This window comes from Nocardiopsis alkaliphila YIM 80379, assembly GCF_000341005.1.
Classification (GTDB): domain Bacteria; phylum Actinomycetota; class Actinomycetes; order Streptosporangiales; family Streptosporangiaceae; genus Nocardiopsis; species Nocardiopsis alkaliphila.
Window position 1 is genome coordinate 1 of the sequence record NZ_ANBD01000046.1, and the last position, 24,680, is coordinate 24,680.

General features: G+C 67.8%; 18 protein-coding genes, 1 tRNA gene and 1 pseudogene. 17 read left to right on the plus strand and 3 right to left on the minus strand.

Features of this window, described 5'->3' with window-relative positions; translation table 11 throughout:
* The 3 genes from D472_RS24975 to tmk form a co-directional block, all read left to right on the plus strand.
* Nucleotides 1-939: hypothetical protein (locus D472_RS24975; protein ID WP_017603756.1), on the plus strand; the 939-nt coding region annotated here is incomplete at its 5' end.
* A 667-nt stretch (nucleotides 940-1,606) separates the two neighbouring features.
* Nucleotides 1,607-4,435 carry a type I DNA topoisomerase gene (topA, locus tag D472_RS0106860; protein ID WP_017603757.1) on the plus strand — a complete coding sequence of 943 codons (2,829 nt, stop codon included), beginning with the start codon at nucleotides 1,607-1,609 and terminating at the stop codon, nucleotides 4,433-4,435.
* A 252-nt stretch (nucleotides 4,436-4,687) separates the two neighbouring features.
* Nucleotides 4,688-6,796 (plus strand): dTMP kinase, encoded by a 2,109-nt coding sequence (gene tmk / locus D472_RS0106865; RefSeq protein WP_017603758.1) that lies wholly within the window; start codon nucleotides 4,688-4,690, stop codon nucleotides 6,794-6,796.
* Nucleotides 6,797-6,976: 180 nt separating this feature from the next.
* Here the strand turns inward: tmk and D472_RS0106870 are convergent, their stop codons facing one another.
* Nucleotides 6,977-7,495, minus strand: coding sequence for a pyridoxamine 5'-phosphate oxidase family protein (locus D472_RS0106870; RefSeq protein WP_017603759.1), 519 nt, complete (start codon nucleotides 7,493-7,495; stop codon nucleotides 6,977-6,979).
* A gap of 195 nt (nucleotides 7,496-7,690) precedes the next feature.
* Between D472_RS0106870 and D472_RS0106875 the strand changes: the two genes are divergently transcribed.
* The 5 genes from D472_RS0106875 (at nucleotide 7,691) to D472_RS24980 (ending at nucleotide 14,545) form a co-directional block, all read left to right on the plus strand.
* On the plus strand, nucleotides 7,691-8,863 hold the full coding sequence (locus D472_RS0106875) for a DNA polymerase III subunit delta' (RefSeq protein ID WP_026117457.1): 1,173 nt from the start codon (nucleotides 7,691-7,693) through the stop codon (nucleotides 8,861-8,863).
* Between the two features lie 135 nt (nucleotides 8,864-8,998).
* Nucleotides 8,999-10,501, plus strand: coding sequence for an alpha/beta hydrolase (locus D472_RS0106880; protein WP_193373435.1), 1,503 nt, complete (start codon nucleotides 8,999-9,001; stop codon nucleotides 10,499-10,501).
* 73 nt (nucleotides 10,502-10,574) lie between these two features.
* Nucleotides 10,575-10,650, plus strand: a tRNA-Thr gene (locus D472_RS0106885).
* 260 nt (nucleotides 10,651-10,910) lie between these two features.
* Nucleotides 10,911-14,201, plus strand: coding sequence for a right-handed parallel beta-helix repeat-containing protein (locus D472_RS0106895; RefSeq protein WP_017603763.1), 3,291 nt, complete (start codon nucleotides 10,911-10,913; stop codon nucleotides 14,199-14,201).
* 98 nt (nucleotides 14,202-14,299) lie between these two features.
* Nucleotides 14,300-14,545: a hypothetical protein gene (locus D472_RS24980; RefSeq protein ID WP_017603764.1), complete on the plus strand. Its 246-nt coding sequence runs from the start codon at nucleotides 14,300-14,302 to the stop codon at nucleotides 14,543-14,545.
* A gap of 26 nt (nucleotides 14,546-14,571) precedes the next feature.
* On the opposite strand, the gene D472_RS28595 is transcribed toward D472_RS24980, so the two are convergent.
* The gene (locus D472_RS28595) at nucleotides 14,572-14,727 is read right to left on the minus strand and encodes a hypothetical protein (RefSeq protein ID WP_017603765.1); all 156 of its coding nucleotides are present in this window, start codon (nucleotides 14,725-14,727) and stop codon (nucleotides 14,572-14,574) included.
* Between the two features lie 170 nt (nucleotides 14,728-14,897).
* Between D472_RS28595 and D472_RS0106910 the strand changes: the two genes are divergently transcribed.
* The 3 genes from D472_RS0106910 to D472_RS0106925 all read left to right on the plus strand — a co-directional run bounded on the left by D472_RS0106910 (nucleotide 14,898) and on the right by D472_RS0106925 (nucleotide 16,947).
* Nucleotides 14,898-15,125, plus strand: a complete 228-nt coding sequence (locus tag D472_RS0106910; RefSeq protein ID WP_026117458.1) for a hypothetical protein — start codon at nucleotides 14,898-14,900, stop codon at nucleotides 15,123-15,125.
* Nucleotides 15,126-15,165: 40 nt separating this feature from the next.
* Nucleotides 15,166-15,549: a hypothetical protein gene (locus D472_RS0106915; RefSeq protein WP_017603767.1), complete on the plus strand. Its 384-nt coding sequence runs from the start codon at nucleotides 15,166-15,168 to the stop codon at nucleotides 15,547-15,549.
* Between the two features lie 1,137 nt (nucleotides 15,550-16,686).
* Entirely contained in the window at nucleotides 16,687-16,947 is a 261-nt protein-coding gene (locus tag D472_RS0106925; RefSeq protein WP_026117459.1) for a hypothetical protein, read from the plus strand.
* Nucleotides 16,948-17,027: 80 nt separating this feature from the next.
* Here the strand turns inward: D472_RS0106925 and D472_RS0106930 are convergent, their stop codons facing one another.
* Nucleotides 17,028-17,552 (minus strand): inorganic diphosphatase, encoded by a 525-nt coding sequence (locus D472_RS0106930; RefSeq protein WP_193373432.1) that lies wholly within the window; start codon nucleotides 17,550-17,552, stop codon nucleotides 17,028-17,030.
* Nucleotides 17,553-17,628: 76 nt separating this feature from the next.
* On the opposite strand from D472_RS0106930, the gene dacB reads away from it, so the two are divergent.
* From dacB to folE, 6 genes and pseudogenes are all read left to right on the plus strand, one after another.
* The gene (dacB, locus tag D472_RS0106935) at nucleotides 17,629-18,984 is read left to right on the plus strand and encodes a D-alanyl-D-alanine carboxypeptidase/D-alanyl-D-alanine endopeptidase (RefSeq protein ID WP_026117460.1); all 1,356 of its coding nucleotides are present in this window, start codon (nucleotides 17,629-17,631) and stop codon (nucleotides 18,982-18,984) included.
* Between the two features lie 101 nt (nucleotides 18,985-19,085).
* Nucleotides 19,086-20,165: a zinc-dependent metalloprotease gene (locus tag D472_RS0106940; RefSeq protein ID WP_017603771.1), complete on the plus strand. Its 1,080-nt coding sequence runs from the start codon at nucleotides 19,086-19,088 to the stop codon at nucleotides 20,163-20,165.
* Nucleotides 20,162-21,145: pseudogene (gene tilS, locus D472_RS24985) on the plus strand (tRNA lysidine(34) synthetase TilS); the annotation flags it as partial. The gene D472_RS0106940 and the pseudogene tilS, both read left to right, overlap by 4 nt.
* A 103-nt stretch (nucleotides 21,146-21,248) precedes the next feature.
* Nucleotides 21,249-21,803, plus strand: coding sequence for a hypoxanthine phosphoribosyltransferase (hpt, locus tag D472_RS0106950; protein ID WP_026117461.1), 555 nt, complete (start codon nucleotides 21,249-21,251; stop codon nucleotides 21,801-21,803).
* Between the two features lie 235 nt (nucleotides 21,804-22,038).
* Nucleotides 22,039-24,039 (plus strand): ATP-dependent zinc metalloprotease FtsH, encoded by a 2,001-nt coding sequence (gene ftsH, locus D472_RS0106955; RefSeq protein WP_017603774.1) that lies wholly within the window; start codon nucleotides 22,039-22,041, stop codon nucleotides 24,037-24,039.
* On the plus strand, nucleotides 24,036-24,626 hold the full coding sequence (gene folE, locus D472_RS0106960) for a GTP cyclohydrolase I FolE (RefSeq protein ID WP_017603775.1): 591 nt from the start codon (nucleotides 24,036-24,038) through the stop codon (nucleotides 24,624-24,626). The genes ftsH and folE overlap by 4 nt, the downstream gene beginning before the upstream one ends.
* Nucleotides 24,627-24,680 lie beyond the last annotated feature (54 nt).

Genomic DNA, 24,680 nt, shown 5'->3' on the forward strand with positions numbered 1-24,680 from the left:
GACTCCGACTCCGACTCCAAGGTCGTGCACCAGGGCCACAAGCACCACAAGAACCACGGCCCGGAGATCGCCACCTCGGGTAACGGCTCGGCCGTGGGCGGCAACCAGCTGGTGGTCGATGGTGACGTTCCGGTGAACGTGGCGGGCAACGCGATCGGTGCCGTCGGCGGTGTCGCGGGCGCCGCCGCCACCGACGCCGACGCGATCGTGCGTCACCACCAGAGCGCCCCGGTCGAGTACCAGTCCGGTCGGCCCACCACCGACATGGTCGCCGAGGTGGTCGAGAACGCTCAGATCCTGCCGGACACCTCTGGTGTGGACGTCGGTCTGCTGCGCCAGTCGGCCCCCGTCCGTGAGCACCAGTCGGCCCCGGCCCACGGCCACCGGTCGATCGCGACCTCCGGCAACGGTTCGCTGCTGGGCGGCAACCAGGGCGTCATCGACCTGGACGTTCCGGTGAACGTGGCGGGCAACGCGATCGGCGCCGTCGGTGGCGTCGCGGGCGCCTCCAGCACCGACAGTGACGCCGTGGTCAAGGGCGAGCACACCGACATCGCGACCTCCGGTAACGGCTCGGTCCTGGGTGGCAACCAGCTGGTGGTCGATGGCGACGTGCCGGTGAACCTCACGGGCAACGCGGTCGGCGCCGTGCTCGGCACCGCGGGTGCCTCCAGCACCGACTCCGACTCCAAGGTCGTGCACCAGAGCGCCCAGACCGAGGCTCAGTCCTCGGCGTTGGACAGCGTGCCGCTGGTCGATCGGCTGCCCGAGGTGCCCGTCTCCGAGATGGTGCCGGTCGACTACGGCCTGAGCGAGACCGCGCACCGGTCAGTGGACGCGCACGCTCCGGAGCGCCTCAACGAGCTGCCCGCGCCCGCCGAACTGCCCGACCTCGACCCGGTGGGCGACCTGCTGGGTGCCGTGGGCGTCGGCCTGTAGGACCGATGCGGGTCCCGTGAGGACCCGTGCGGGGGTGTGGTCCGGACACGGACGTCCGTGCCGACGGAGGAAGGGGCCCCACCGTTCCGTGAGGAACGCGGTGGACTGCGGTGGGCTCTCTTACGACGGAGGAGCGGTGGACGGGGGCCGGGGCACCGATCCGCGAACGGTATCCAGATGCCGTGAACGACGAGTCGCAGGAGTCGTCTCCCGTGCTCCCGTTCCGTGAGGAACGCGGTGGACTGCGGGAGGAACGGGGGCGGTGGCCACCGGCTCGGAACGCGAAGTGAGTCCTCCCGGGAATATCCGGGAGGACTCACCGCATTTTGGAGGCAGAACGTCCCTACCACCCCGGCAGCCCTCAAGTGTGACGCAAGTCACTTATCTGGGGTGTTCAGTGTGCTCGTCCGAGTCCGGAGTGGTCTCAAGGAGAGGGGCGCCACGGTCGATAATCCACGTTACGGGCCGGTACCGGTCCGCCGAACGCTTATTCTGCGGGTGCCGGTGGGTGCGAGAGTGTCGGAGCGACGACGGACCGAACCCGGGCGAGGCCGACCCGGTCCACTCACCGACGGGGAGTTCCTGTAGTTCGGTTACTGTCGATTCCCACGGGGACCGAAGAACCACGGCCGACAGAACACGTAAGGCTAGACGTAGGGGAAACAGCGTGCCACCCACGAAGGGCAGCGCCGGCGAGAACGGCTCGAAGGACAACGGAAAAAAGGGAGCGGGGACCGCTCTCGTCATCGTCGAGTCACCGGCCAAGGCCAAGACCATCGCCGGGTATCTGGGGCGCGGCTATGTCGTGGAGTCCAGCATCGGCCACATCCGTGACATGCCCACCAAGGCCGCCGAGATCCCCGCGAAGTACAAAGGCCGGCCCTGGGCCCGGCTCGGCGTGGACGTCGACGGCGACTTCGAACCGCTCTACGTCGTCAACAGCGACAAGAAGGCCCACGTCAAGAAGCTCAAGGAGCTGATGGCCGAGGCCGATGAACTCCTGCTCGCCACAGATGAGGACCGTGAGGGCGAGGCCATCGCCTGGCACCTGCGCGAGGAGCTCAAGCCCAAGATCCCCGTCCGTCGGATGGTCTTCAACGAGATCACCAAGGACGCCATCCAGCACGCCGTCAACAACACGCGCGACCTCAACACCCGCCTGGTCAGCGCCCAGGAAACGCGGCGCATCCTCGACCGTCTCTACGGTTTCGAGGTCTCACCCGTGCTGTGGAAGAAGGTCATGCCCAAGCTCTCGGCGGGCCGAGTGCAGTCCGTGGCCACCCGGCTGGTGGTCGAGCGTGAGCGCAAGCGGATGGCCTTCACTCCCGCCGAGCATTGGGACCTCAAGGCGATCTTCGACGCCACCGCGGCCGACACCGACGGTCCCGCCTCCTTCCCGGCCACCCTGGTCTCCATTGACGGCAAGCGCGTCGCCACCGGCCGCGACTTCACCGCCGAGGGCACCATCCGTTCCGACCGGGACGTGCGTCACCTCGACGAGGCCGCCGCGCGTGGCCTGGCCGAACGCCTGGCCGGGGCCGGGTTCGCGGTCGCCTCCGTGGAGCGCAAGCCCTACCGTCGCTCGCCCTACGCGCCCTTCCGGACCACCACCCTCCAGCAGGAGGCCTCCCGCAAGCTCAACCTGTCCGCGAAGCAGACCATGCAGGTCGCCCAGCGGCTGTACGAGAACGGGTACATCACCTACATGCGTACCGACAGCACCACGCTGTCGGACAGTGCCGTCAAGGCCGCCCGTGACCAGGCACGTCGCTTGTACGGCGGTGACTACCTGCCGGACAAGCCGCGCGTGTACGCCAAGAAGGTCAAGAACGCCCAAGAGGCGCACGAGGCCATCCGTCCGGCGGGTGACAGCTTCCGTACCCCCAATGAGACCGGCCTGAGCGGTTCCGACTTCCGTCTCTACGAGCTCATCTGGAAGCGCACCGTGGCCTCCCAGATGAAGGACGCCGTCGGCGAGTCCGTCACCGTCCGTATCGAAGGCACCTCCAGCACCGGCGAGGCCGTCGAGTTCAGCGCCGGCGGCAAGGTCATCACCTTCCACGGTTTCCTCAAGGCCTACGTCGAGGGGTCCGACGATCCGGCCGCCGATCTGGACGACCGGGAGCGCCGCCTGCCCGCCCTGGCCGAGGAAGACCCGGTCAAGGCCCAGAACCTGGAGGCCGAAGGACACAGCACCCGGCCGCCCGCGCGCTACACCGAGGCCACCCTGGTCAAGGAGCTCGAGGAACGGGAGATCGGACGCCCCTCCACCTACGCCTCCATCATCGGCACCATCCTGGACCGCGGCTACGTGTTCAAGAAGGGCACGGCCCTGGTGCCCTCCTTCCTGGCCTTCGCCGTGGTGCAGTTGCTGGAACGGCACTTCGGGAACCTGGTGGACTACGAATTCACCGCGCGCCTGGAAGACGTCCTGGACGACATCGCCCGTGGTGAGAGCGAGAGCCTGCCGTGGCTGCGCCGTTTCTACTTCGGTGGACAGACCTCCGAAGGCGAGACGGAGACGGGGTTGAAGGAATTGGTGGGCGACCACCTGTCCGAGATCGACCCCAAGGAGGTCAGTTCCCTGCCCCTACCCGGTACCGACATCGTGCTCCGGGTGGGCCGTTTCGGTCCCTACCTGGACCGTGACGGGGAACGGGTGAACGTGCCGGAGGACCTGGCGCCGGATGAGCTCACCCTGGCCAAGGCCGAGGAACTCTTCGCCCAGCCCAGTGGTGACCGTGAGCTCGGCACCGACCCCGAGACCGGACGCGCCATCGTCGCCAAGTCCGGACGCTTCGGCCCCTACGTCACCGAGATCATTCCGGAACCAGAGGAGGGCGAGACCAAGCCCAAGGGCAAGACCAAGGCCAAGGGCAAGGTCAAACCGCGCACCGCTTCGCTGCTCAAGAGCATGGATCTGGACACGGTCACCCTGGACGACGCGCTCCGGCTACTGTCCCTGCCACGCGTGGTCGGTCAACTGGACGGCGAGGACGTCACCGCTCAGAACGGTCGCTTCGGCCCGTACCTGAAGAAGGGCACGGACAGCCGCTCCCTGGAGACCGAGGAGCAGATGTTCACGATCACCCTGGAGGAGGCCCGGGCGATCTTCGCCCAGCCCAAGCAGCGAGGGCGCCGCGCGGCGGCCCCGCCCCTGCGCGAGCTCGGGGAGGACCCGGCCACCGGAGCCAAGATGGTGATCAAGGACGGTCGTTTCGGCCCCTATGTCACCGATGGGGAGATCAACGCCTCTCTGCGCAAGGGTGACGAGGTCGAGTCGATCACCGACGAACGCGCCGCCGAGTTGCTGGCCGACCGCAGGGCCAAGGCGCCCGCCAAGAAGACGACGAAGAAGGCCACGGCCAAGAAGACGACCACGGCCAAGAAGACGACGGCGAAGAAGAGCGGCGCCACCACGAAGAAGACGACGGCGCGCAAGTCCGCCGCCGAGAAGACCGGTGAGCCCAAGACCACGGCCAAGGAAGAGGCCTGAGCCGGTCCGGTTCCGTGATGTCGATCGCCCGCCCGGATGTTTCCCGAAGGAGGCGCCCGGGCGGGCCGCCCCTCGTGTTTCGTAGCAAAGACGCGACCTCGTCCCCTGTCGGGTGATGATCTTCCGTACTACTCTGTCCGTGACTGATGGGGACACGGAATCCGTGTGTGCCCCGGAGGTATCCCCCGATTCCCTGGACAGGTGGCCAACGCCTGTCGGTTCCGATCCCCCTCCTCGATAATCTTGAGCGCTATGAGCAGATCTGCACCCCTGGGAGCGCCGACCGAGGCGCACCACGTCCTCGCGATCACACCCTTCCGAAGGCTGTGGGTCTCGCTTTCCCTCTCCAGCCTGGGCGACTGGCTGAGCCTGCTGGCCCTGGTGTCCCTCGCGGCCATCTTCACCGCCGAGGGATCCGACCTCGTTCGGTACCTGACGGTGGCGGGCGTGGTCGCCATCAAACTCGCCCCCGCGGTCCTCCTCAGTCCTTTGGCCGGGCTCGTCTCCGACCGGCTGGACCGGCGGTGGACGATGGTCGGCGGTGACGTCCTGCGGGGCCTCCTCTACGTCTCCATCCCCGTAGTGGGTCTGTCGTTCCCCGGTTTCGCCTTGCCGTGGCTGCTGATCGCAGGTCTGCTGGCCGAGATCGTGGCCCTGTTCTGGACGCCCGCGCGTGACGCCACGATCCCCGTACTGGTTCCCAAGAGGATGCTCGGCCAGGCCGACCGGCTCACCCTGTTGGCCACGTACGGGGCCGCGCCCGTGGCGGCCCTGCTCTTCGCCGCACTGGCCTCGGTGGACAACCTGCTGGGCGCACTCGTGCCGTCCATGGCCGCCCCCGCCGCGGATGTCGCCCTCTACATCAACGCCCTCACCTTCTTCATCGCCGCGATCGTCGTCGCCGGCCTGCCGTTGCCCAAGCACACGGTGGCGAGTTCCTCACTGAGCCCCCACCGGGACGCCACCTTGATGCGCGCGCTCGGCACCGGCCGGCGGGCCGTGGGGTCCGGACCGCTCACCCGCGCCGTGGTCGTCGGCCTCACCGTCACGGCGACCATGGGCGGTCTGATCATCGGTGTGGGCCGTCCGCACGTGGAGAACCTCGGCGCGGGCAACGCCGGTTTCGGTGTCCTGGTGGCCGCGCTCTTCCTCGGTCTGGGGTTGGGGATGGTCGCCGCCCCGCGTGTGCTGAAGCAGTTCAGCCGCCGCCGGTTCCTCGGTCTGTCCGTGGTACTGGCCGCGCTGGCCCTGCTCTTGGCCGGTGCGATCGCGGACATGGTCTTGTCGGCCGTCCTGGTGTTCGTGCTCGGACTGGGTGCGGGCCTGACCTGGGCGACCGGTACCTGGCTGATCAACGTGGAGATGGAGGAGGAGCGTCGCGAGGACGCGTTCGCCTTCCTGCACGCGGCCGGTCGGATCGCGCTGCTCACCGCCGCGGTGGTGGCCCCGGTCGTGGCGGGTCTGGTCGGGAACCACGAACTCCCGCTCGGCGGCCCCCTCAGCTACTCCCTGTACGGCAGCGGCCTGGTCTTGATGGTGGCCGGTCTTCTCGCCCTGGCGTCGGCCTTCGTAGCCGCGCGGCAGGCGGTCCAGGACGACCCCGAGGTGGGTCCGGGATTGCTGCCGGAACTCTTCGCCGCCCTGCGCGGGGTCAGCCCTGGTGTGGAGGAGGAAGACAAGACCACGGTCTCCGGTGCCTTCATCGTCTTGGAGGGCGGGGAGGGCGCGGGCAAGTCCACCCAGGTCCGTGACCTGACGGTGTGGCTACGGGACCAAGGCTTCGAGGTGCTGAGCACTCGCCAGCCGGGCGCCACCAAGCTGGGTATGCGGCTGCGCGGTATCCTTTTGGACCGCGAGAACTCGCACATCACCGACCGTGCCGAGGTGCTCCTGTACGCCGCGGACAAGGCCGATCACGTCGAACAGGAGATCCTTCCGGCGCTGCGCCGCGGAGCGGTGGTGATCAGTGACCGTTACGTCGACTCCCTGCTCGCCTACCAGGGCGCCGGACGCGACCTGGACGTGGCCGAGATCCAGGAGATCAGTGACTGGGCCACCCAGGGGTTGGTTCCGGACCTGACGGTGATCTTGGACGTGCGGCCCGAGGAAGGGCTCTCCCGTCTGGGTGGTCCGGCCGACCGGATCGAATCGGAGTCGACCGAGTTCCACAACCGGGTTCGCAAGGGTTTCCGCGCGTTGGCGGAGGAGGCTCCGGAGAGGTACTTGATCCTGGACGCGAGCGAGTCCCGGGAAAAGATCGCCCGCCAGATCCAGCGTCGGGTGCGTCCGCTGCTGCCGGACCCGGTCGACGCCGATTCCGAGGCGGTCACCGGCATGATCCCGGTGATCAAGCCCGAGTAGTCGCCCTCGGTCAGACGTGGAGGAAGGCCCCACACCACCGGAACCGCCGGTGGTGTGGGGCCTTCACCACAGGGACCAGGGCCGGAGGGCCCGCCTTGGCGCCGATGGACGGTGGCTTCTTCCTCCAGGGCCGTGTGGCCCAAGGAGGGTAGGGGATCCGTTTCGATCCTGGGCTCGGACTCAGAAGTCGTAGCGCGTCTGGCTGAACACCGGCGCCTTGCCGAACGCGAAAGCGCGCTCGGGAGTGACCCGGACGGTCAGGACCCGCCTCCGGCGTATCGAGTCGGCCAGCCCGAACCAGGTGCCCTCGGGCGAAGTGATCGCCGGACCGTATTTCTCCTCGTAGGCTCGAGCGATCCGCTCGAGTGCGTCGGGGTCCTCCACTCGGGCGCCGCTTCCCTCCACGACGATGTCCGGAGGGCCGTCCAAGGCGTTGTTCCCGGTACTGATGAGGCAGTGCGGGTTCGCGGACAGATTGAGCGCCTTACGTTCTCGTGGACCGGTGCAAAAGCATCCGGCCTCCTCCACCCACACCCCCAGGAGAGGGGTCAGGTGTGGTCTGCCGTCGGGGCGCACGGTGCTCGCTCGATACAAAGGAGCCTCGGCCAGGACGGAGCGCGCGTACTCCCAGGAGAGCGCTTCGGCGTCGAGAGAGCCGAACTCGGGGCACAGGGTGGTCTTGGGCACGGACGTGTTCACGGTTCCTCCTCGGTTTCACCCGTACGGACCCGGCGTGAAGCATGAACTCATCGGTCCGGGAAGGGGCCGGGCACGATCGCGTCGCCGCTTCCTCACCCGTTCGCCTCGACGATGGGGCCTGTGGAAAACGGTCCGACCGTCGGTGCCGGCTCCTATCCTGGAGGCCGGATCAGTGAGCCCGTGGATGGGGGAAGCGTGACGGTCTTCGACGACCTCGTCGGCCAGGAGGTGGCCGCCGCACGGTTGGAGCGCGCGGTTCGGGGCGCCGCGGACCTCCTCGCCGGAGGGCGGGGGACCGGTATGACCCACGCTTGGCTGTTCACCGGCCCGCCCGGTTCCGGCCGGGAGGAGGCGGCGCGGGCCTTCGCCGCCGCTCTACAGTGTGCGAAGGGCGGTTGCGGTCACTGTGACTCCTGCCATCAGGTACTGACCGGAACGCACCCCGACGTCCTGTACGTACGCCCCAGTGGGTTGAGTTTCGGTGTGGCCGCCACCCGTGATCTCGTTCTGCGTGCCGGTTCCAAACCCTCCGGCGGCAACTTCCGGATCGTCCTGTTCGAGGACGCCGACCGTGCCACCGAAGCCGCCTCCAACGCCCTGCTCAAAGCGGTGGAGGAGCCCTCACCGCGAACCGTGTGGCTGCTGTGTACGCCCACCCCGGAAGACCTGCTCATCACCATTCGCTCCCGTTGCCGCTTGGTCACCTTGGCCACCCCCGGCACCCGGCAGATCGTGGACGCCCTCGTCCAACGGGACGGGGTGGACCCCGTCACCGCCGAGGCCGCCGCACGGGCCGCTGCGGGCCGGGTGGATCGTGCCCGGCAGTTGGCCACGGACCCCGAGGCCCGTCGTCGTCGGGAGGAGGTCCTGTCCATCCCGGCCTCGTTGGAGGGACTCGGCGCCTGTGTCACCGCGGCCGCCCGCCTGTACGAGATCGCCGAAGAGGAGTCCAAGGCGCTCACCACGGCGCTCAACGAGAAGGAGAAGGACGAACTCAAGGCCGCCTTCGGTGAGGGATCCACCGGTAAGGGGGTGGCCAAGGCCGTCCGTGGCGCGGCCGGGGCGCTCAAGGACCTGGACGAGCGTCAAAAGCGCCGTGCCACCCGGATCAAGCGCGATTCCTATGACCGCGCCCTACTCGATCTGGCCGCCTTCTACCGCGACGTCCTCGCCCTCCAGATGAACGCCGGTGTGGAATTGTCCACCGCGGAGCGTTCGGGAGACCTGGAGCGGATCGCCCGTTCGGGCCCACCCGAAGCGACCCTGCGCCGGATCGACGCGATCATGACGTGCCGGGAACGGATCGCCGCCAACGTGCACCCACAGATCGCCATGGAGGCCATGACCTCCGCTCTGTTGACCGGCTGAGACCAAAGGGTCGGAACCGGGTGGTCCGGCCGGTCCACGACAATCGGAACGTGACGTGATGACGAGTGGAGGCGGTCGCGGGTGGGTCTGAGGGTGCGGGTATGGGCGGCGCTGAGCGCCGGGGCGGTGTTGCTCATGGGTTGTACCACCGAGGGTGGTGGGACGGAGCAGGACACCGCGCGATCCGGGGACCTCTTCGAACGACGACTCGACTGGCAGGAGTGCGAGACCGGGCTGCCCGGCAGTGAATGCGCGGTCTTCGAGGTACCGCTGGACTATGACGACCCCGACGGTGAGCGGATCGAGATCGCGGTCAAACGTGTCCCCGCCACCGGTGACGACGTCCTCGGTTCCCTGGTGATCAATCCAGGCGGTCCCGGTGGTTCGGGCTACGACTTCGTGGACCACTCGCCCTACGCCATCGGCGAGGCCGTGCGGGAACGCTTCGACGTGGTGGGATTCGACCCCCGAGGCGTCGGCCGCAGTACCCCTTTGATCTGCATGGACGCTGAAGGGATCGACGACTTCCTCGGCACCGACTACGGAGACGGGGAGGGCGCCGACGACCTCGCCGAGCTCAGCCCGGAGGGGTTGGCCCAGATCGAGGCCGGCAGCCGGGAGTTCGTCGAGGCCTGCGAGGAGAACGCGCCCGACCTGATGCGCAACGTGGGGACCGCCGACGTCGCCCGGGACATGGACGTTCTGCGTGAACTCCTCGGGGATGAACGGCTCACCTACCTGGGCGCCTCCTACGGCACCCACATCGGCGCGCAGTACGCCGAACAGTTCCCCGAGCGGGTACGCGCCCTGGTCCTGGACGGCGCGGTCGATCCGAGCCAGGACCAACTGAGTGTGAGCGTGCAGCAGGCCACCGGTTTCGAGACGGCGCTGCGTTCCTTCGTCGAGGACTGCCTCACCAGACCGGACTGTCCGATCGGCGGCCCGGGAGACGAGGTCGCCCAGGGTATCGCCGTCCTGGAGGACTTCCTGGAGGAGGTGGCCGTCGAACCGCTGAGCACCACCACCGACGACGGGCGCGAGGTCAACCGGGCCCGCGCCGAGCTGGGTGTGCTCGCGGCCCTGTACACCGAGAACCGGTGGCCACGGGTGCGTGAGGCGCTCACCGACGCAATGGAGGGCGCAGACGGCACCGGGTTGTTGCTACTGGGCGATGACCTGTACGGACGTGGGGACCTGGCCGAGTACGAGAACTCCACCGCAGCGCTCACCGCGGTGAACTGTTCCGACTCCCCGGCCCCACGTGAGGTGGAGGCCTACGCGGAGGCGGCGGCCGTCGCGGGCGAGGAGTCCCCGGTCTTCGGTCCGTTGCTCGCCTGGGGCGCCCTACCCTGCGCTTTTTGGCCGGAGGAGGCGGTGGCCGAGCAGACCGTGCTCACGGGCGCGGGCGCCGATCCGATCATGGTGGTGGGTACCACCCGCGACTCCGCGACCCCCTACGCCTGGTCCGAGGCGCTCGCCGACCAGTTGGAGTCGGGCTTCCTGCTCACCCGGGACGGGGACGGTCACACCGGATACCGGATGGGCGACGACTGCGTCGACGAGATCGTCGAGGAGTACCTTCTGGAGCTGATGGTGCCCGAGGACGGAATGGTCTGTGCGCCGCCTCTCGCCGGCTGACGAAGGTGTACGCCTCACTCTTGGGAGGCGCTAGACTGGATCGTGCTTCGCCACGTGTGACACGTGGCGACGTGCCGCCTTAGCTCAGTCGGCAGAGCGATTCACTCGTAATGAATAGGTCATCGGTTCGATTCCGATAGGCGGCTCCACTCCAAGCAGCGAAAACGCCACCCCGTCCGGGGTGGCGTTCTTCTTTTTGCGTCGCAGGGTTACCAAAAAGGGGGCCAGCGGCCTACTCGACGTCGCCGAACTCCGGGCACTGTCTCCCGAGGAGGCCGAGGGATTCTGACCGACCCTGGCCACGAACGGTTCTCCCCGCATCGGGTTTCTCGACCCTGGGGTGGATACGGTACATAACGCAGACCCTCTGGCGCGGCACCGCTGCCGCCACCCCCTAGGGAGTCGATGGATGATCACGGTCCACGTCTCGAAGACGGATCCCGGTGCGAGCTCCTCCCTGGGGCAGGTGGTCCGAGACCCCCGTTACGCGGGTTCGGACCTGTGTCTGCGGGTGGATCCGGGTGACTACGTCGAGCCTCAGGTGGTGGGTGTGCTCCGACGCGTGGTCGTGGTCCCCACCGAGGGGGTGGGCACCGTCTCGGTCACGGCGGCCAACGAGACCAACGTCTTCAACGTGCACGAGGGCGGCGACCTGGAACTGTGCGGAGTCGGCGTACGCAGCGCCTCGGACGAGTACCCGCCGCTGTACGTACAGGAAGGGGCACGTCTTCGGGCGGTCGATTGCGTCTTCACCTCGCCCCGGCGGGTGAACGTGGTGGGTGCCCGGGCGGAGATCGTCGACTGTCGCTTCGAGGACGGCGGGCTGCTGTGGGACACCAGTGAGGGTTCCGTGCGCGACTGCTACTTCGCCGAAGCGGTGATCGCGGTCCAAGGGGAGTGTTCACCGAAGATCAGCAAAAGCATCTTCACCGGTGCCCACGATGACTGGCACACCTTCTACGTGGCGGGTTCCTCTCCGGAGGTGGTCGATTGCGCGCTGATGGACGGTGGCGGTCTCTACGTTCGGAATCGGGCCGCTCCCGAGTTCATCGACGTGCGGATCATGGGCTCACATGACTGGCCGGTGCGGGTCTACGAACGGTCCCGAGCGGGGTTCACCCGTCTGGTGGTGGAGTCCCCCCGCAAGGAGCACACGGACGCGTTCTTCGTCCACGGAGACTCCCAGAGCACCCTGAACGACTGCGAGATCATCGGTTCCACCCGCACCGGACTGGCGATCGAGGGCGGGCGGCTCACCGTTCGAGGGCTGACCGTCGAGGGAACCGACGCGGACGCCCTCCTGATCGATGGTGGCGAGGCCGACATCACCGACCTGCGTTGTCGCGGGATCGGTAAGGCGGCCTTGCTGGCCGCGGACGGGGCACGGGTGACGGTCTCGGGGATCTCGGTCACGGAGAGCGTCCAAGAGGGGCGCGGCGCGATCGCGGCGGTGCGTTCGCACTTGGAGGTGAGTGACCTCAGGGTCAGTCGTTGGCATGGGCCGATGGCCATCGTCGTGGGCGGTGGTGGCCGGTTCGAGGACATCGTCGGCCACGAGGTCGGTTCGGGGATCCACAGTCGGGAGGACGCCACCATCACCGTGCGAGGGATGGTCCTGCGCGAGGCCCGGGAGGATGGTCTGAACATCCTCGACGGCGCCGAGGTCCGGCTCTTGGACGCGGACCTGTCCGAGTGTGGGGAGGACGCCGTCTACGTGCGGGGAGGTTATGTCACGATCCGTTCCTCGACGCTCTCCGGCAGTGGGGAACGCGGGGTACGCGTGGGCGAGGGCGGAGTGGCGGCCTTGGAGGACTCGGCGATCAGGGATGGGCGGGGCGACGGGCTCATGGTGGAGGACGGCGGTCGGGTGCGGTTGGTGCGCTGCACGGTCTCGGGCAACGATGACGAAGGACTCTGGGCTGCGGTCGACGCCTCCGTCTACTTGGAGGAGACCACTTTCAGTGGGAACCGGGGAGGGGACGGGGACCGGGTCTCGGCCCGGGGCGTGGGCCGCGGCCGGCCGTCCGATGGAGGGGACGGTGCGGTCCGGGACCGAGGACGGTCGTTGGAGGCCTTGCTCACCGAACTGGACGCGATGGTCGGACAGGAGCGGGCCAAGCGGCAGGTGCGGGAGCTGGTCGACCTTCAGCGGGTGAGCGCCGAACGGGTGAGCGCCGGGCTGCCCGCCCTGAACGTGGAACGACACCTGGTACTGGCGGGCCCGCCCGGGACCGGTAAGACCACGGTGGCTCGGCTGTACGGGGAGATCCTGCGGTCCCTGGGAGTCCTGGCACACGGAGGGCCGTTCGTGGAGGTGGCCCGCCCCGACCTGGTGGGTGAGCATTGGAGTGCTACCCGGGCCAGGGTGATCGAGGCGGTGGAACGGGCGCGCGGTGGTGTGCTGTTCGTCGACGGAGCGCACGCGTTGGTGGGTGGATCCGATGCCCCGGACACCCATGGTCACGAGGTCGTCGACACCTTGGTGGGCCTGATGGAGGCACTCGGACGGGAGCTGGTGTTGGTGCTGGCCGGATACTCCGAGCGGGTCCATGCCCTGCTCGACGCTTACCCGGGCCTGCGCTCGCGGGTGGCACGAACGGTCGAGTTCGAGAACTATTCACCCGAGCAGCTCGCGGGGATCTTCACCGAAACGGCCGCGGAACGGGGCTACACCCTGGGAGAGGCGGTGCGTGAGTTGCTGACGGGGCACTTTCGACGGCAGTCGCAGGGAATGGCCTTCGACAACGGTCGTGAGGTGCGGCGAGTGCTGGAAAACGTGATCAAGGCCCAGTCGGAGCGGGTCACGCAAGGGGGCTACACGACGGTCGACGACCTCACCCGGCTGTCGGTGGAGGACCTGGAAGAGGTGGCCGGAGCCGCCCCGGCGGATTTGGACGGCCGGGCCAGGGGGCAGGTCGCCTCGGTGATGTCCCGGTTGGACGCCCTGGTGGGCAGGGAGGAGGTCAGGAACGCGCTGGCCCGGCAGATGGCCGACCTGTCCTCGGTGACCTCCGGGTGGCGGGAGGTCGGCGCGGGTGTGCGTTGTTCGCCCCATCTGGTGTTCGTGGGGGCGCGGGGCACCGGCAGGTCTTTGGTGGCCGGGATCTATGGCGAACTCCTGGCCGCGTTGGGAGTGTCGACACACGGACGGTCGGTAGGGCTGGGGGCCGCTGACCTGGTGGATCGGGGGAAGGCCACCCATGGGGCCGAGGTGGCCTTCGAACAGGCCAAAGGCGGTGTCCTGGTGATCCGGGACGCCCAGGTGTTGACCGAGATGGAAGGTGCGGCCAAGGTGCTCGCAGGGCTGATGGAAGAGCATCGTGACGACGTGGTCGTGGTGCTGAGCGCCGGGCCCGAAGGATTGGGCTCGTTTTTCGACGCCCACCCCGGCCTGCGAGAACGATTCCTTCGTGTGCTGGAGTTCGCCTCCTATACGACCGATGAGCTGTTGCGCGTCTTCGCGGGCATGGCGGCGGAGGCCGGCCTGCGACTGCCGGCACGGACCCGCGCGGCGCTCGCGGAGTTGGTGGAGGCCCGGGCGGAAGGGTTCGCCGAGGGCAATGGGGCCCAAGTGCGTCTCTTGTTCGAGGAGTGCGCGGCCCGACAGGCGAAGCGGATCGAAAAGATGGCGCGGAGCAAGGAGTTCCTCGGGGTAGCGGCTCTGCGGACCCTTCTGCCCGAGGACCTCCCGAGCGACTGAAAAAGCCGGGATCCAGACCCGGCCTCCTTGGCGCAAGGATTACTCTGCGTACTTCGGTGTAGTGCCTGTTGTGTCCGAAGTGTGGGTAGGTGGGTGGTATGAGCCTGATGTTCATGTTGCTCACGTTGGTAGGCGCAGTGGTCGTACTCGGTGGCGGGTCCTACGTCCTGCGCACGTTCTTGGCCCGGATGGAGTCACACGATGCGTTCACCGACCCCGAGCCTCCGCCGAGAGTCGGGCCCGATCCTCACGTGGGCGGCTACGTGCCGGCCCCGCGAGACCCTGAGGGCCGGCGGCCCCTGGGCCACCAGGACGATGATGGACCTCCCGTCCGTGAACCTTGACAAGGGAGTGCGAGTGGTACGCCTCCTCAGGCCTTGGGGCGGTTCTGTAGCCAGCCCCAGACGGCGGTCGCGATGAAGAGGAGACCGCCGATCACCGCGAGCCAGAACAAGCCTCTGATCACCATGCCGACGATGGCCAGGATCAACCAGATCGCGAGCAGGACGAGGATGAAGTAGACCATGGGTGCTCCCGGAGTCGTTCACGTGGTTCTTCGCTGGCCTACCCCACGAGGTATCGAGTGAAGCGCCGGAGCCTGGGGCCGATGGTGACACCGGGAGGAGAGGGTCGGAACAGTGCGTGACCCTTGGGGCGGGTGTGTGCAAGTGCCGACTTCTGGGGAAGGGAGTGAACATGAGTCTGGAAGAGGCATCACGTCAGTTGGAAGCAGCGATTCACGATGCGAGAGTGTCCTTCGACTGCATCCTGTTGGAGGAGTTGGATCGGGCGCACACCAATGCGATCACGGCGAGGGCGGCCGTGGACGCGGCGGAACAGGCCATCCGGGTGGCGCTGGAAGACGCGAAGGCCGACAAGGCCGATACGGGGGCGACCGATTCGAGAGCGGTGGATACGGACTGATCCCCCCATGGGAAATCGAACATAGTTTCGATCGATGGGTATGCTGGGTTGTATGCCCGATCCGTCCTTGACGCCGGACTGGCCCGCGAGTGTGCACCCACCCGGGTCGGACTCCTTCGAGCAGACGGCCCTGGAATGGTTGTTCGACCACGTGCCGGCCGACTACCGACTGCACGGGGTCCTACGACGCCATCCCGTGGCCCTCTCCCGGTTGGCCCGCCAGTACGCTTCGGCGGCACTGGAGGCGGCCCGGGAGGGGTACCGCACGGCCCGAGTGGACCTACGTGATCACCTACCACCCCATGCCCTGGACCAGGTGATGAACGCCTACCTCGAGGAGGGGCGGCGTGCCGCCGGGAGCCTTCGATCCATCGAAGCGGTGGACGGAGCATTGCGCACGGCCGGAAACGAAACCGCACCATGAACGGATCGGCCCCGCTGCGTTCAGGCGGTGACCCGTACCAGCACCGCCACCTCGTCACCGGTGTTCATCAGGTGCCGCCGCCCCCGTGCGCCCTCTCCCACCACTCGAGCGCGGTCTCGGGCCAGTTCGGTGGCCGAGAGTATCTGGCCGTCGGTACCCGAGGTGATCAGATGGGCGCGCCCATCGACCAGGTAGAAGACCTCCAAGCGGTGGGGCCGGTCCACACGTGGTTCCGGGCCGGCGATGAAGCCGTTCGGTTCGAGGGCCACGGTGGTCACCTGGAAACGTCCCCGGACCTGTTCGCGTACGGTGCGAGGGGCGTGCTGCCAGTGTCCGCGTCGGGCCGGCCACAGTGTCGGGCGGCGNGGTCGGCGCAAGGTGGTCGCGGCCGTCCGGGCCGTGGAGACCACCTGCCCGAGTGTGGGGAGGGGGCGTACGTCCAAGTGGGCGTAACCGGAGGTGCGCCCGGCGTCCACGACGTCGCCGATCCCGTCCAGGGACACGGCCGCGGTAGGCGGTCGGTGAGTGTGCTCGGCCGTGGTGGGGCGGATGGTGGCCGGGGCGGAGGGCTGGTGGGCCATCGTGAGAGGATCCTCCACGTATGCGCGGCGCCCGTCAGGATGGGGGACCGCGAAGATGTCGTCATGGGCCCCGGTGACTCCGGGGCGGTGGGGGCGACTTCTGCGAACGCGTGTTCGGAGAGGAAGATCACCCGAGTGCGGATCCGGTGCGGCCGCCTCACACCCGAGGGTGGGGGCCGTTCACGGATCGGTCGTGCGGGGCCGGTCGGCTCCGGCTCGTGGGCTACGACTCAGCGACGACAACACGGACACGCCGCACGGGCCGACAGGCAGGAGGCCCCGATGGGGGCCGTACGAGCCTTGGCGACGGTGCGGGTGCGCGAGTACATGGGAGTAAGGAGACCAGCAAAGCCGGTAGGGAGTCAAGCCGGCACCAGCGATCACGCGTGTCGCACCGCTCATCCCGGGCGCGCCCCGAGCATGTTGCGGGCGGCGCTCGGTGGTGGTGACATGTGGAGCCCGACAGAGCGACGCCCCCACCGCCTCGGACCCCGACTCCCAGAACAGCCGTAGCGACAGGAGTGGCCGTGCAGTCGTCCGTTCCCAGAGGGCAGTCTTGACCCCCGAAGCACAGGGCTTGTGGACGCGTGTGCTGGTGCGAGCCCTGGTGGTGGTCGCCGCCGGAGTGATGGCTCTGGGTTTCCTGGGGCCGGAAGCCGCGCTGTTGGTCGGCTTTTTGACCGTGCTCACCTACGTGTTGTTGTGGCTGCGCACCAGGTACGCGGGTTCTCTCTTGGCCGGAGGGCGGCGAAACCTTGGCGACCAAGACCGGTCGAAGGAACCACCGCGACCTGGTGGGCCCCTCGACGACACCTGAAATCCTCCGCGAAAGGACCAAGGCCCGGTGGGATGGACCCACCAGGCCTTGCCAAGTACCGAGAACCAGTCTCGTCGCGGTTACTTGTCCTCGCTGGTGATGTGCGAGGCGTCGCCGTGCGTGCCGGCCTCCTCGGCACGCTTCACCGAGGCGATGATCTCCTGTTCGGCCTCGTGGCGACCGACCCAGCTGGCGCCCTCGACGGACTTGCCGGGCTCCAGGTCCTTGTACACGGTGAAGAAGTGCTCGATTTCGAGGCGTTCGAACTCGTTGACGTGGTGAATGTCACGCAGGTGCTCCTGGCGTGGGTCCGTCGCCGGAACGCACAGCAGCTTGTCGTCGCCCCCGGCTTCGTCACGCATCCGGAACATGCCGATGGCGCGGGCACGGATGAGGCAGCCGGGGAAGGTCGGGGCCTTGAGCAGGACGAGCGCGTCCAGCGGGTCACCGTCCTCGCCGAGTGTCCCCTCTACGAAGCCGTAGTCGGCGGGATAGGTGGTGGAGGTGAACAGCATGCGGTCGAGACGGATACGACCGGTCTCGTGGTCCACCTCGTATTTGTTGCGCTCCCCCTTGGGGATCTCGATCGTAACGTCGAATTCCATGCTGATCTCGGCTCCCATTGCGACTAATGTCGCCATATAACTACAACGTCAGGCCGCGACACCGAAGGAAGGGCGGGTGCCTCGGGTGCGACGGGTACGAGGCGAGGCGTTCCTCGCGCTGGCCCTGCTCAACATATTCGTGCTGATCACCGGCTTCGTCGCCTTGGACGTGATCGAGGCACGACCGATTCCGGCGGTGCCCGACCCCGTCACCCACGCCGACGGCGTGGCGGCGGTGGCACCCGCGGCCCCGACTCCGGCGAATCCGGAACGGATCGCGGACATCCTCGATGATCCCATGTCGGCGTCCGGGCTCGAGGAGGGCCTCTCCGGTTACGTGGTCGACGGTGTGACGGGACGGACACTTTTCGAGCGGGGCGCGGACACGCCGGTGACCCCGGCGTCGACGACGAAGATCGCCACGGCCGTCGCCGTCCTGAACGCCGTCGGCCCCGATCACGTCTTGCGGACCGAGGTCTACCTCGACCCCGAGGAGAACCGCGTGGTACTCCGTGGTGGGGGCGACGCGACCCTGACCGTGACCGCCGATCCCGCAGCATACCCGCAGGTAGCGACCTTGGAGGAGCTCGCGGAGGACACCGTGCGAGCCCTCGCCGACCAAGGGCTCGACACGGTGACGGTGGGCTACGACGACTCCTTCTTCAGCGGTCCCGATACCGGCCCCGGCTGGAAACCCAACTACGTCACCGAGGGCAGCACCGCCACCATCCACGCCCTGCTCGTCGACCAGGGTCGGGTGGATCCCGAGGTGTCCACTCGAGTACCGAACCCGCCACTGGCCGCGGCCGAGGCATTCGCCGACCAACTGGAACGAGCCGGCCTCACCGTCGAGGGCACTCCCAGTGAGGCCGCCTCCGTCGGTGAACCCATCGCCTCCATCGACTCCGCGCCGGTCGTCGCCCTCGTCGAATTCATGATGTTGGCCAGTGACAACAACATGGCCGAGTCCCTTGGCCGCATCGCGGCCTTGGAGATGGGTGCCGAACCCGATTTCGCCGGTGCGGCCGCCGCCACCCACCGCATCATGGACGATCTCGACATCGACGGAGTGGAGTTGTCCGACAACAGTGGTCTGAGCACCGAGAACCGCATCACTCCGCGTGCCCTGGTCCAACTGGTGGAGGTGGCCTCCAAGACCCCCGAGCTCAACGCCACGATCACCGGTCTGCCCACGGCCCATTCCACCGGCACCCTCGCCGGGCGCTACTCCGAGTACTCCACCTCCCATGACGCGGCCGGCATGGTCCGTGGCAAGACCGGGACCCTCGATGGCGTCAGCACCCTGGCCGGCACCATCCACGACCAGGAGGGCAACACGTTCCTGTTCGCCCTCATGGCCAACAGCCCCGGAGCCACCGGACCCCGGTTGGACGCCCTGGCCGCCGCTCTGGCCAGGTGCGGTTGTTCATGAGGGATGTCGGGGCGGCTCGGGGCCGACCCTGGGTCTGCCCTGAATTCGATCCCTGATCTCCGTGCTCTGGGGCTCGTCGTGGGTAGGCTGGCGATGTGACTGTGATCGACTGGGACGTAGCCGTCAACACCGGTGTTCGCCTCGTGCGCCCTGGGCCGCAGGTGGACCTGTCCGACGCACGGCAGGCCGTGGCGCAGTTGCGCGAGCTTTCCACCGTGGCGGCCGGGCACGTGCGCGACTTCACCGGAATGAACCCTCTCGAAGACTCGGGGCCCGCGGTCATCGTGGACCGCCCCGGCTGGATTCGAGCCAACGTGGACGGGTTCCGAGTGGTACTCGAACCCGTGCTCCAACAGATGGCGGCCGGCCGGACGAACGACGGTCCGGCCGGGAACCTGACCACCGTGGTCGGTTCGCGCGTCACCGGGATGCAACTCGGTGCCGTCCTGTCCTATCTGGCCGGGAAGGTTCTCGGTCAGTACGAACTCTTCCTACCACCGGACCCGGAGGGACACTCGCCGACCGGGCGACTGACCCTGGTGGCGCCCAACATCGTCCACACCGAACGTGAGATGGACGTCGACACGCGCGACTTCCGTCTGTGGGTCTGCCTGCACGAGGAGACCCACCGGATGCAGTTCACGGCCACGCCGTGGCTGCGCGACCACGTCCAACGGCTCATGCAGGAGCTGTTGCTGTCCACCGAGATGGACGCCTCCGACCTCATCGCCCGACTCCGTCAGGCCGGGGAGGCGGTGGCCGACGCCGTGCGGGGCGGGGAGGGCAACCTCCTCACCGCGTTCCAAAGCCCCGAGCAGAGTGCGCTGATGGATCGAGTCACCGCCGTCATGAGCTTGGCGGAGGGCCACGGGGACTACGTCATGGACGCGGTCGGTCCCGAAGTGGTGCCCTCGGTCGAGACCATCCGGGGTCGGTTCCAAAAACGACGTGAATCCGCCAACCCGCTCGATCGGATCATGCGCCAACTCCTGGGCATGGACCTGAAGATGAAGCAGTACGAGGAGGGCGCGGCCTTCGTGCGTCAGGTGGTCGCCCAGGTCGGGATGGCCGAGTTCAACAAGGTGTGGACTTCGCCCGAGACCTTGCCCACCATCGAGGAGATCCGTAACCCCTCGGCGTGGATCGAACGGATCGTGCGCCCCGCCGCCATCACCGAGTGAGTGGGCCTCCTCCCGCCGTGGCCGCCGTTCGCTCGGCGGTCCGTCGGGTGCTGTCGACCCTGCCTGAGGAGACGGTCACGCTGGTGGCGTGCAGTGGCGGAGCCGATTCGTTGGCCTTGGCCGGGGCCCTCGCCTTCGAGGCGCCTCGTCTGGGGCGAAGGGCCGGCGCGGTCACGGTGGATCACGGCCTCCAGGATGGTTCGGGCCGGCGAGCCGAGTCCGTCGCCACGGTGTTGGGCGGGCTCGGTCTGGACCCGGTGAGGGTCGCCACCGTACGGGTGGACGGGGCCGGGGGCCCGGAGGCCGCGGCCCGACGTGCCCGCTACGCGGCCTTGGACGCGGCGGTGCGTGCCCACGCTCCGGCTGTGGTGTTGCTCGGGCACACCCTCGACGACCAGGCGGAGACCGTTCTGCTCGGGTTGGCACGGGGTTCGGGCGCCCGTTCCCTGGCCGGGATGGCCCCGACATCGGGTGTCTACCACAGACCGTTGCTGGAGTTGGAGCGGAGCACGGTTCGCGAGGCCTGCCGACTCATGGGGCTCGACCCATGGGAGGACCCGCACAACCACGACCCACGTTTCTCCCGCTCCCGGGCACGTCATGAGGCGCTGCCCGCCCTGGAGAAGGCACTGGGGCCGGGGATCGCGGCGGCCTTGGCCCGGACCGCCACGATGCTCCGCGCGGACGCCGACACCTTGGACTCCCTCTCCGCCGAACTGTACGCCGAGGCTCGGTCGGGGATCGGCCCCGAGCAAGCGGGCGAAGGGCTCGAGGTGCCTCCACTGGAGCGAGCCGAGTCCTCACTGCGCACCCGGGTGTTGCGTCGCGCCGCCCTCGACGCGGGTTGCCCGGCCACCGACCTGACCGCGCGGCACGTACGTGAACTCGATCGTTTGATCACCGAGTGGCGTGGCCAGGCCCACATCGACCTGCCAGGTGGGGTGCGAGGTCGCCGGGTGGCCGGACGGATCGTCTTCGAGGGTCGTGGTGGCGGCCCGGGAGGGCCATCCGGCACCACCGCCACGTTCGACACGTTTATCCTGGTTGGCGCAAGCGGGGAATCCAGCAGCGAGGACAGTGAGCGTGGACGCAAAGGACATGGGCGAGGACCTGGAGAAGGTTCTGGTCACCGAGGAAGAGATCAAGACGCGCCTGGTCGAACTGGGGACGCAGATCGACGCGGACTACGCGGGTCGTGACCTGCTGCTCGTCGGTGTGCTCAAGGGCGCGGTCATGGTCATGGCCGACCTCGCGCGAGCACTGCACAGCCCCGTTTCGATGGACTGGATGGCGGTCTCCTCCTACGGGGCCGGGACCACGTCCTCGGGCGTGGTGCGCATCCTCAAGGATCTGGAGACCGACATCAAGGACCGAGACGTCCTGATCGTCGAGGACGTCATCGACTCCGGGCTCACCCTCTCCTGGTTGGTGGGCAACCTGCGCTCGCGCGGCCCGAAGTCGGTCGAGATCTGCACCATGATCCGCAAACCGCTCGCTTTCGACGTCGACCTCGACGTGAAGTACATCGGCTTCGACCTGCCCAACGAATTCATCGTCGGTTACGGGCTGGACTACGCGGAGAAGTACCGCAACCTGCCGTTCATCGGCACCCTGGCCCCGCACGTCTACGAGAAGTAGCCCTCGTCCCTGCCCGCGTGGGCCAGATCACGGGAACAACGACACGGGTCGTCATCGTTGCGTTCATGACGGCCCGTGTCCGGCCTGAGCGGTGTGCTCGCCCGGCGGGGCGAGGTGTACCGTCGAATATCCCCGCGTCATCGCAGGGAGCACGTGTCCGATAGGTCCTGCTTCGGAAAGTCCTCTGGGGCGGGCGGCCTGGTCAGGAGGGACGGACCCGACAAGGTCCGCTCACATGAATCTGAAGCGTATTTTCCGCGGCCCGTGGATATGGATCCTGGTCGTCGCCCTCATGCTCATCATCGGTTTCCGCGTGTTCGACGTGGGTGGGGGTCCCCAACCGGAGGAAGCCGACATCTCGGAGATCTACCGGCTCATCGAACAGGATGAGGTCACGGACGCCGAGATCGTCGACCGTGACCAGCGCATCGAGCTGACCACCGTCGACGGTGACATCCGTGAGGCCTACTGGGTCGAGGGCCAAGGCATGGAGTTGGCCTCCATGCTCCAGGAATCCAGCGACAACCCGGACGGGGAGTTGCGGGACTACAAGGTCTCGGTCGCCACCACCCCGATCTGGACCACGGCGCTGTTCAGCCTGCTGCCGCTGATCATCATCATCATCATTTTCTGGTTCATCTTCAGCCAGATGCAGGGCGGCGGCTCCCGCGTGATGAACTTCGGTAAGTCCAAGGCCAAGCTCATCACCAAGGACACCCCGAAGAACACCTTCGCGGACGTGGCCGGGGCCGACGAGGCCATCGAGGAACTCCACGAGATCAAGGAGTTCCTACAAAGCCCCGAGAAGTTCCAGTCGATGGGCGCCAAGATCCCCAAGGGTGTCCTGCTCATGGGCCCGCCCGGAACCGGTAAGACCCTGCTGGCCCGCGCCGTCGCCGGTGAGGCCGGGGTGCCGTTCTACTCCATCTCCGGTTCGGACTTCGTCGAGATGTTCGTCGGTGTCGGCGCCTCCCGGGTACGCGACCTGTTCGAGCAGGCCAAGGCCAACGCTCCCGCGATCATCTTCATCGACGAGATCGACGCCGTCGGCCGCCACCGGGGTGCCGGTATGGGCGGAGGTCACGACGAGCGGGAGCAGACCCTCAACCAGATGCTGGTCGAGATGGACGGCTTCGACGTCAAGGGTGGCGTCATCCTCATCGCCGCCACCAACCGTCCCGACATCCTCGACCCGGCTCTGCTGCGTCCGGGCCGCTTCGACCGTCAGGTCGTCGTGGACCGCCCCGATCTGGACGGTCGCCGAGACATCCTCGAGGTGCACGCCAAGGGCAAGCCCATGGCCGACGACGTCGACTTCGCGGTGATCGCCCGCCAGACCGCCGGGATGACCGGTGCCGACCTGGCCAACGTGATCAACGAGGGTGCCCTGCTCTCCGCACGCGCCGACAAGAAGGTCATCACCCACGCCATCCTGGAGGAGGCCATCGAACGCGTGATGGCCGGCCCCGAACGCAAGTCCCGGGTGATGTCGGACCGTGAGAAGAAGGTGATCGCCTACCACGAGGGCGGTCACGCCCTGGTCGGACACGCGCTGCCCAACGCCGACCCCGTGCACAAGATCACGATCCTGCCGCGCGGTCGTGCCCTGGGCTACACCATGTCGGTGCCGACCGAGGACAAGTTCCTCACCTCTCGCTCGCAGATGATGGACCAACTGGCCATGATGCTCGGTGGTCGTGCCGCCGAGGAACTCGTCTTCCACGAGCCCACCACCGGTGCGGGCAACGACATCGACAAGGCCACCAACTTGGCCCGCAACATGGTGACCGAGTACGGCATGAGCGAGCGGCTGGGCGCCCGCAAGTTCGGTTCCGCCAACACCGAGCCGTTCCTGGGCCGCGAGATGTCGCACGCCCGCGAGTACTCCGAGGAGATCGCCTCCATCATCGATGAGGAGGTGCGTCGCCTCATCGAGACCGCGCACGACGAGGCCTACGAGGTCCTCGTGGAGTACCGGGACGTCCTGGACGAGCTGGTCCTGCAGCTGTTGGAGAAGGAGACGCTCACCAAGAGCGAGGTGCTGGAGGTCTTCGCTCCGGTTCGCAAACGTCCCGCCCGTGGCTCCTACACCGGCTACGGGAAGCGCCAGCCCTCCACCCGACCGCCGGTGCGGTCCAGAAAGGAACTGGCCATGCTCAACGGCAACGAATTCCAAGGACCCGATCACAACGGCCGGTTCCACGGTGGGATCAGCGAGGAAGGAAGACAGGCGTGAGCGACCTTCTCCCCAGACCGGTGGACCGCGAGCGCATAGCCCGCGCGGTTCGAGAGATCCTCATCGCGATCGGGGAGGACCCCGACCGCGACGGTCTGGTCCAGACCCCGGAGCGAGTGGCCCGGGCCTACGAGGAACAGTTCGCCGGGCTCGGCCAGAAACCGGGTGACGTGCTCACCACGGTCTTCGAGGCCGACCACGAAGAGATGGTCCTGGTCAAGGACATCGAGCTGTACTCGACCTGCGAGCACCACCTCGTGCCGTTCTACGGGGTGGCGCACGTGGGCTACATTCCGGGACCGGATGGTCGTATCACCGGACTGAGCAAACTCGCCCGGCTGGTGGACGTCTACGCCCGCCGCCCACAGGTCCAGGAACGCCTGACCGGACAGGTCTCGGACGCCATCATGGAGAACCTGGGACCGCGCGGCGTGATCGTGGTGGTCGAGGCCGAACACCTGTGCATGACCATGCGCGGGGTGCGCAAGCCCGGGGCCAAGACGGTCACCTCCGCCGTCCGAGGCATCTTCCGAAGCAGCGACCGTACCCGGGCCGAAGTGATGAGCCTCATCCTGGACCGACGCTGAACCGAGTGACGCCCGTACGACACATCCAAGGGGCCGGGGCCATGCGCCCTCGGC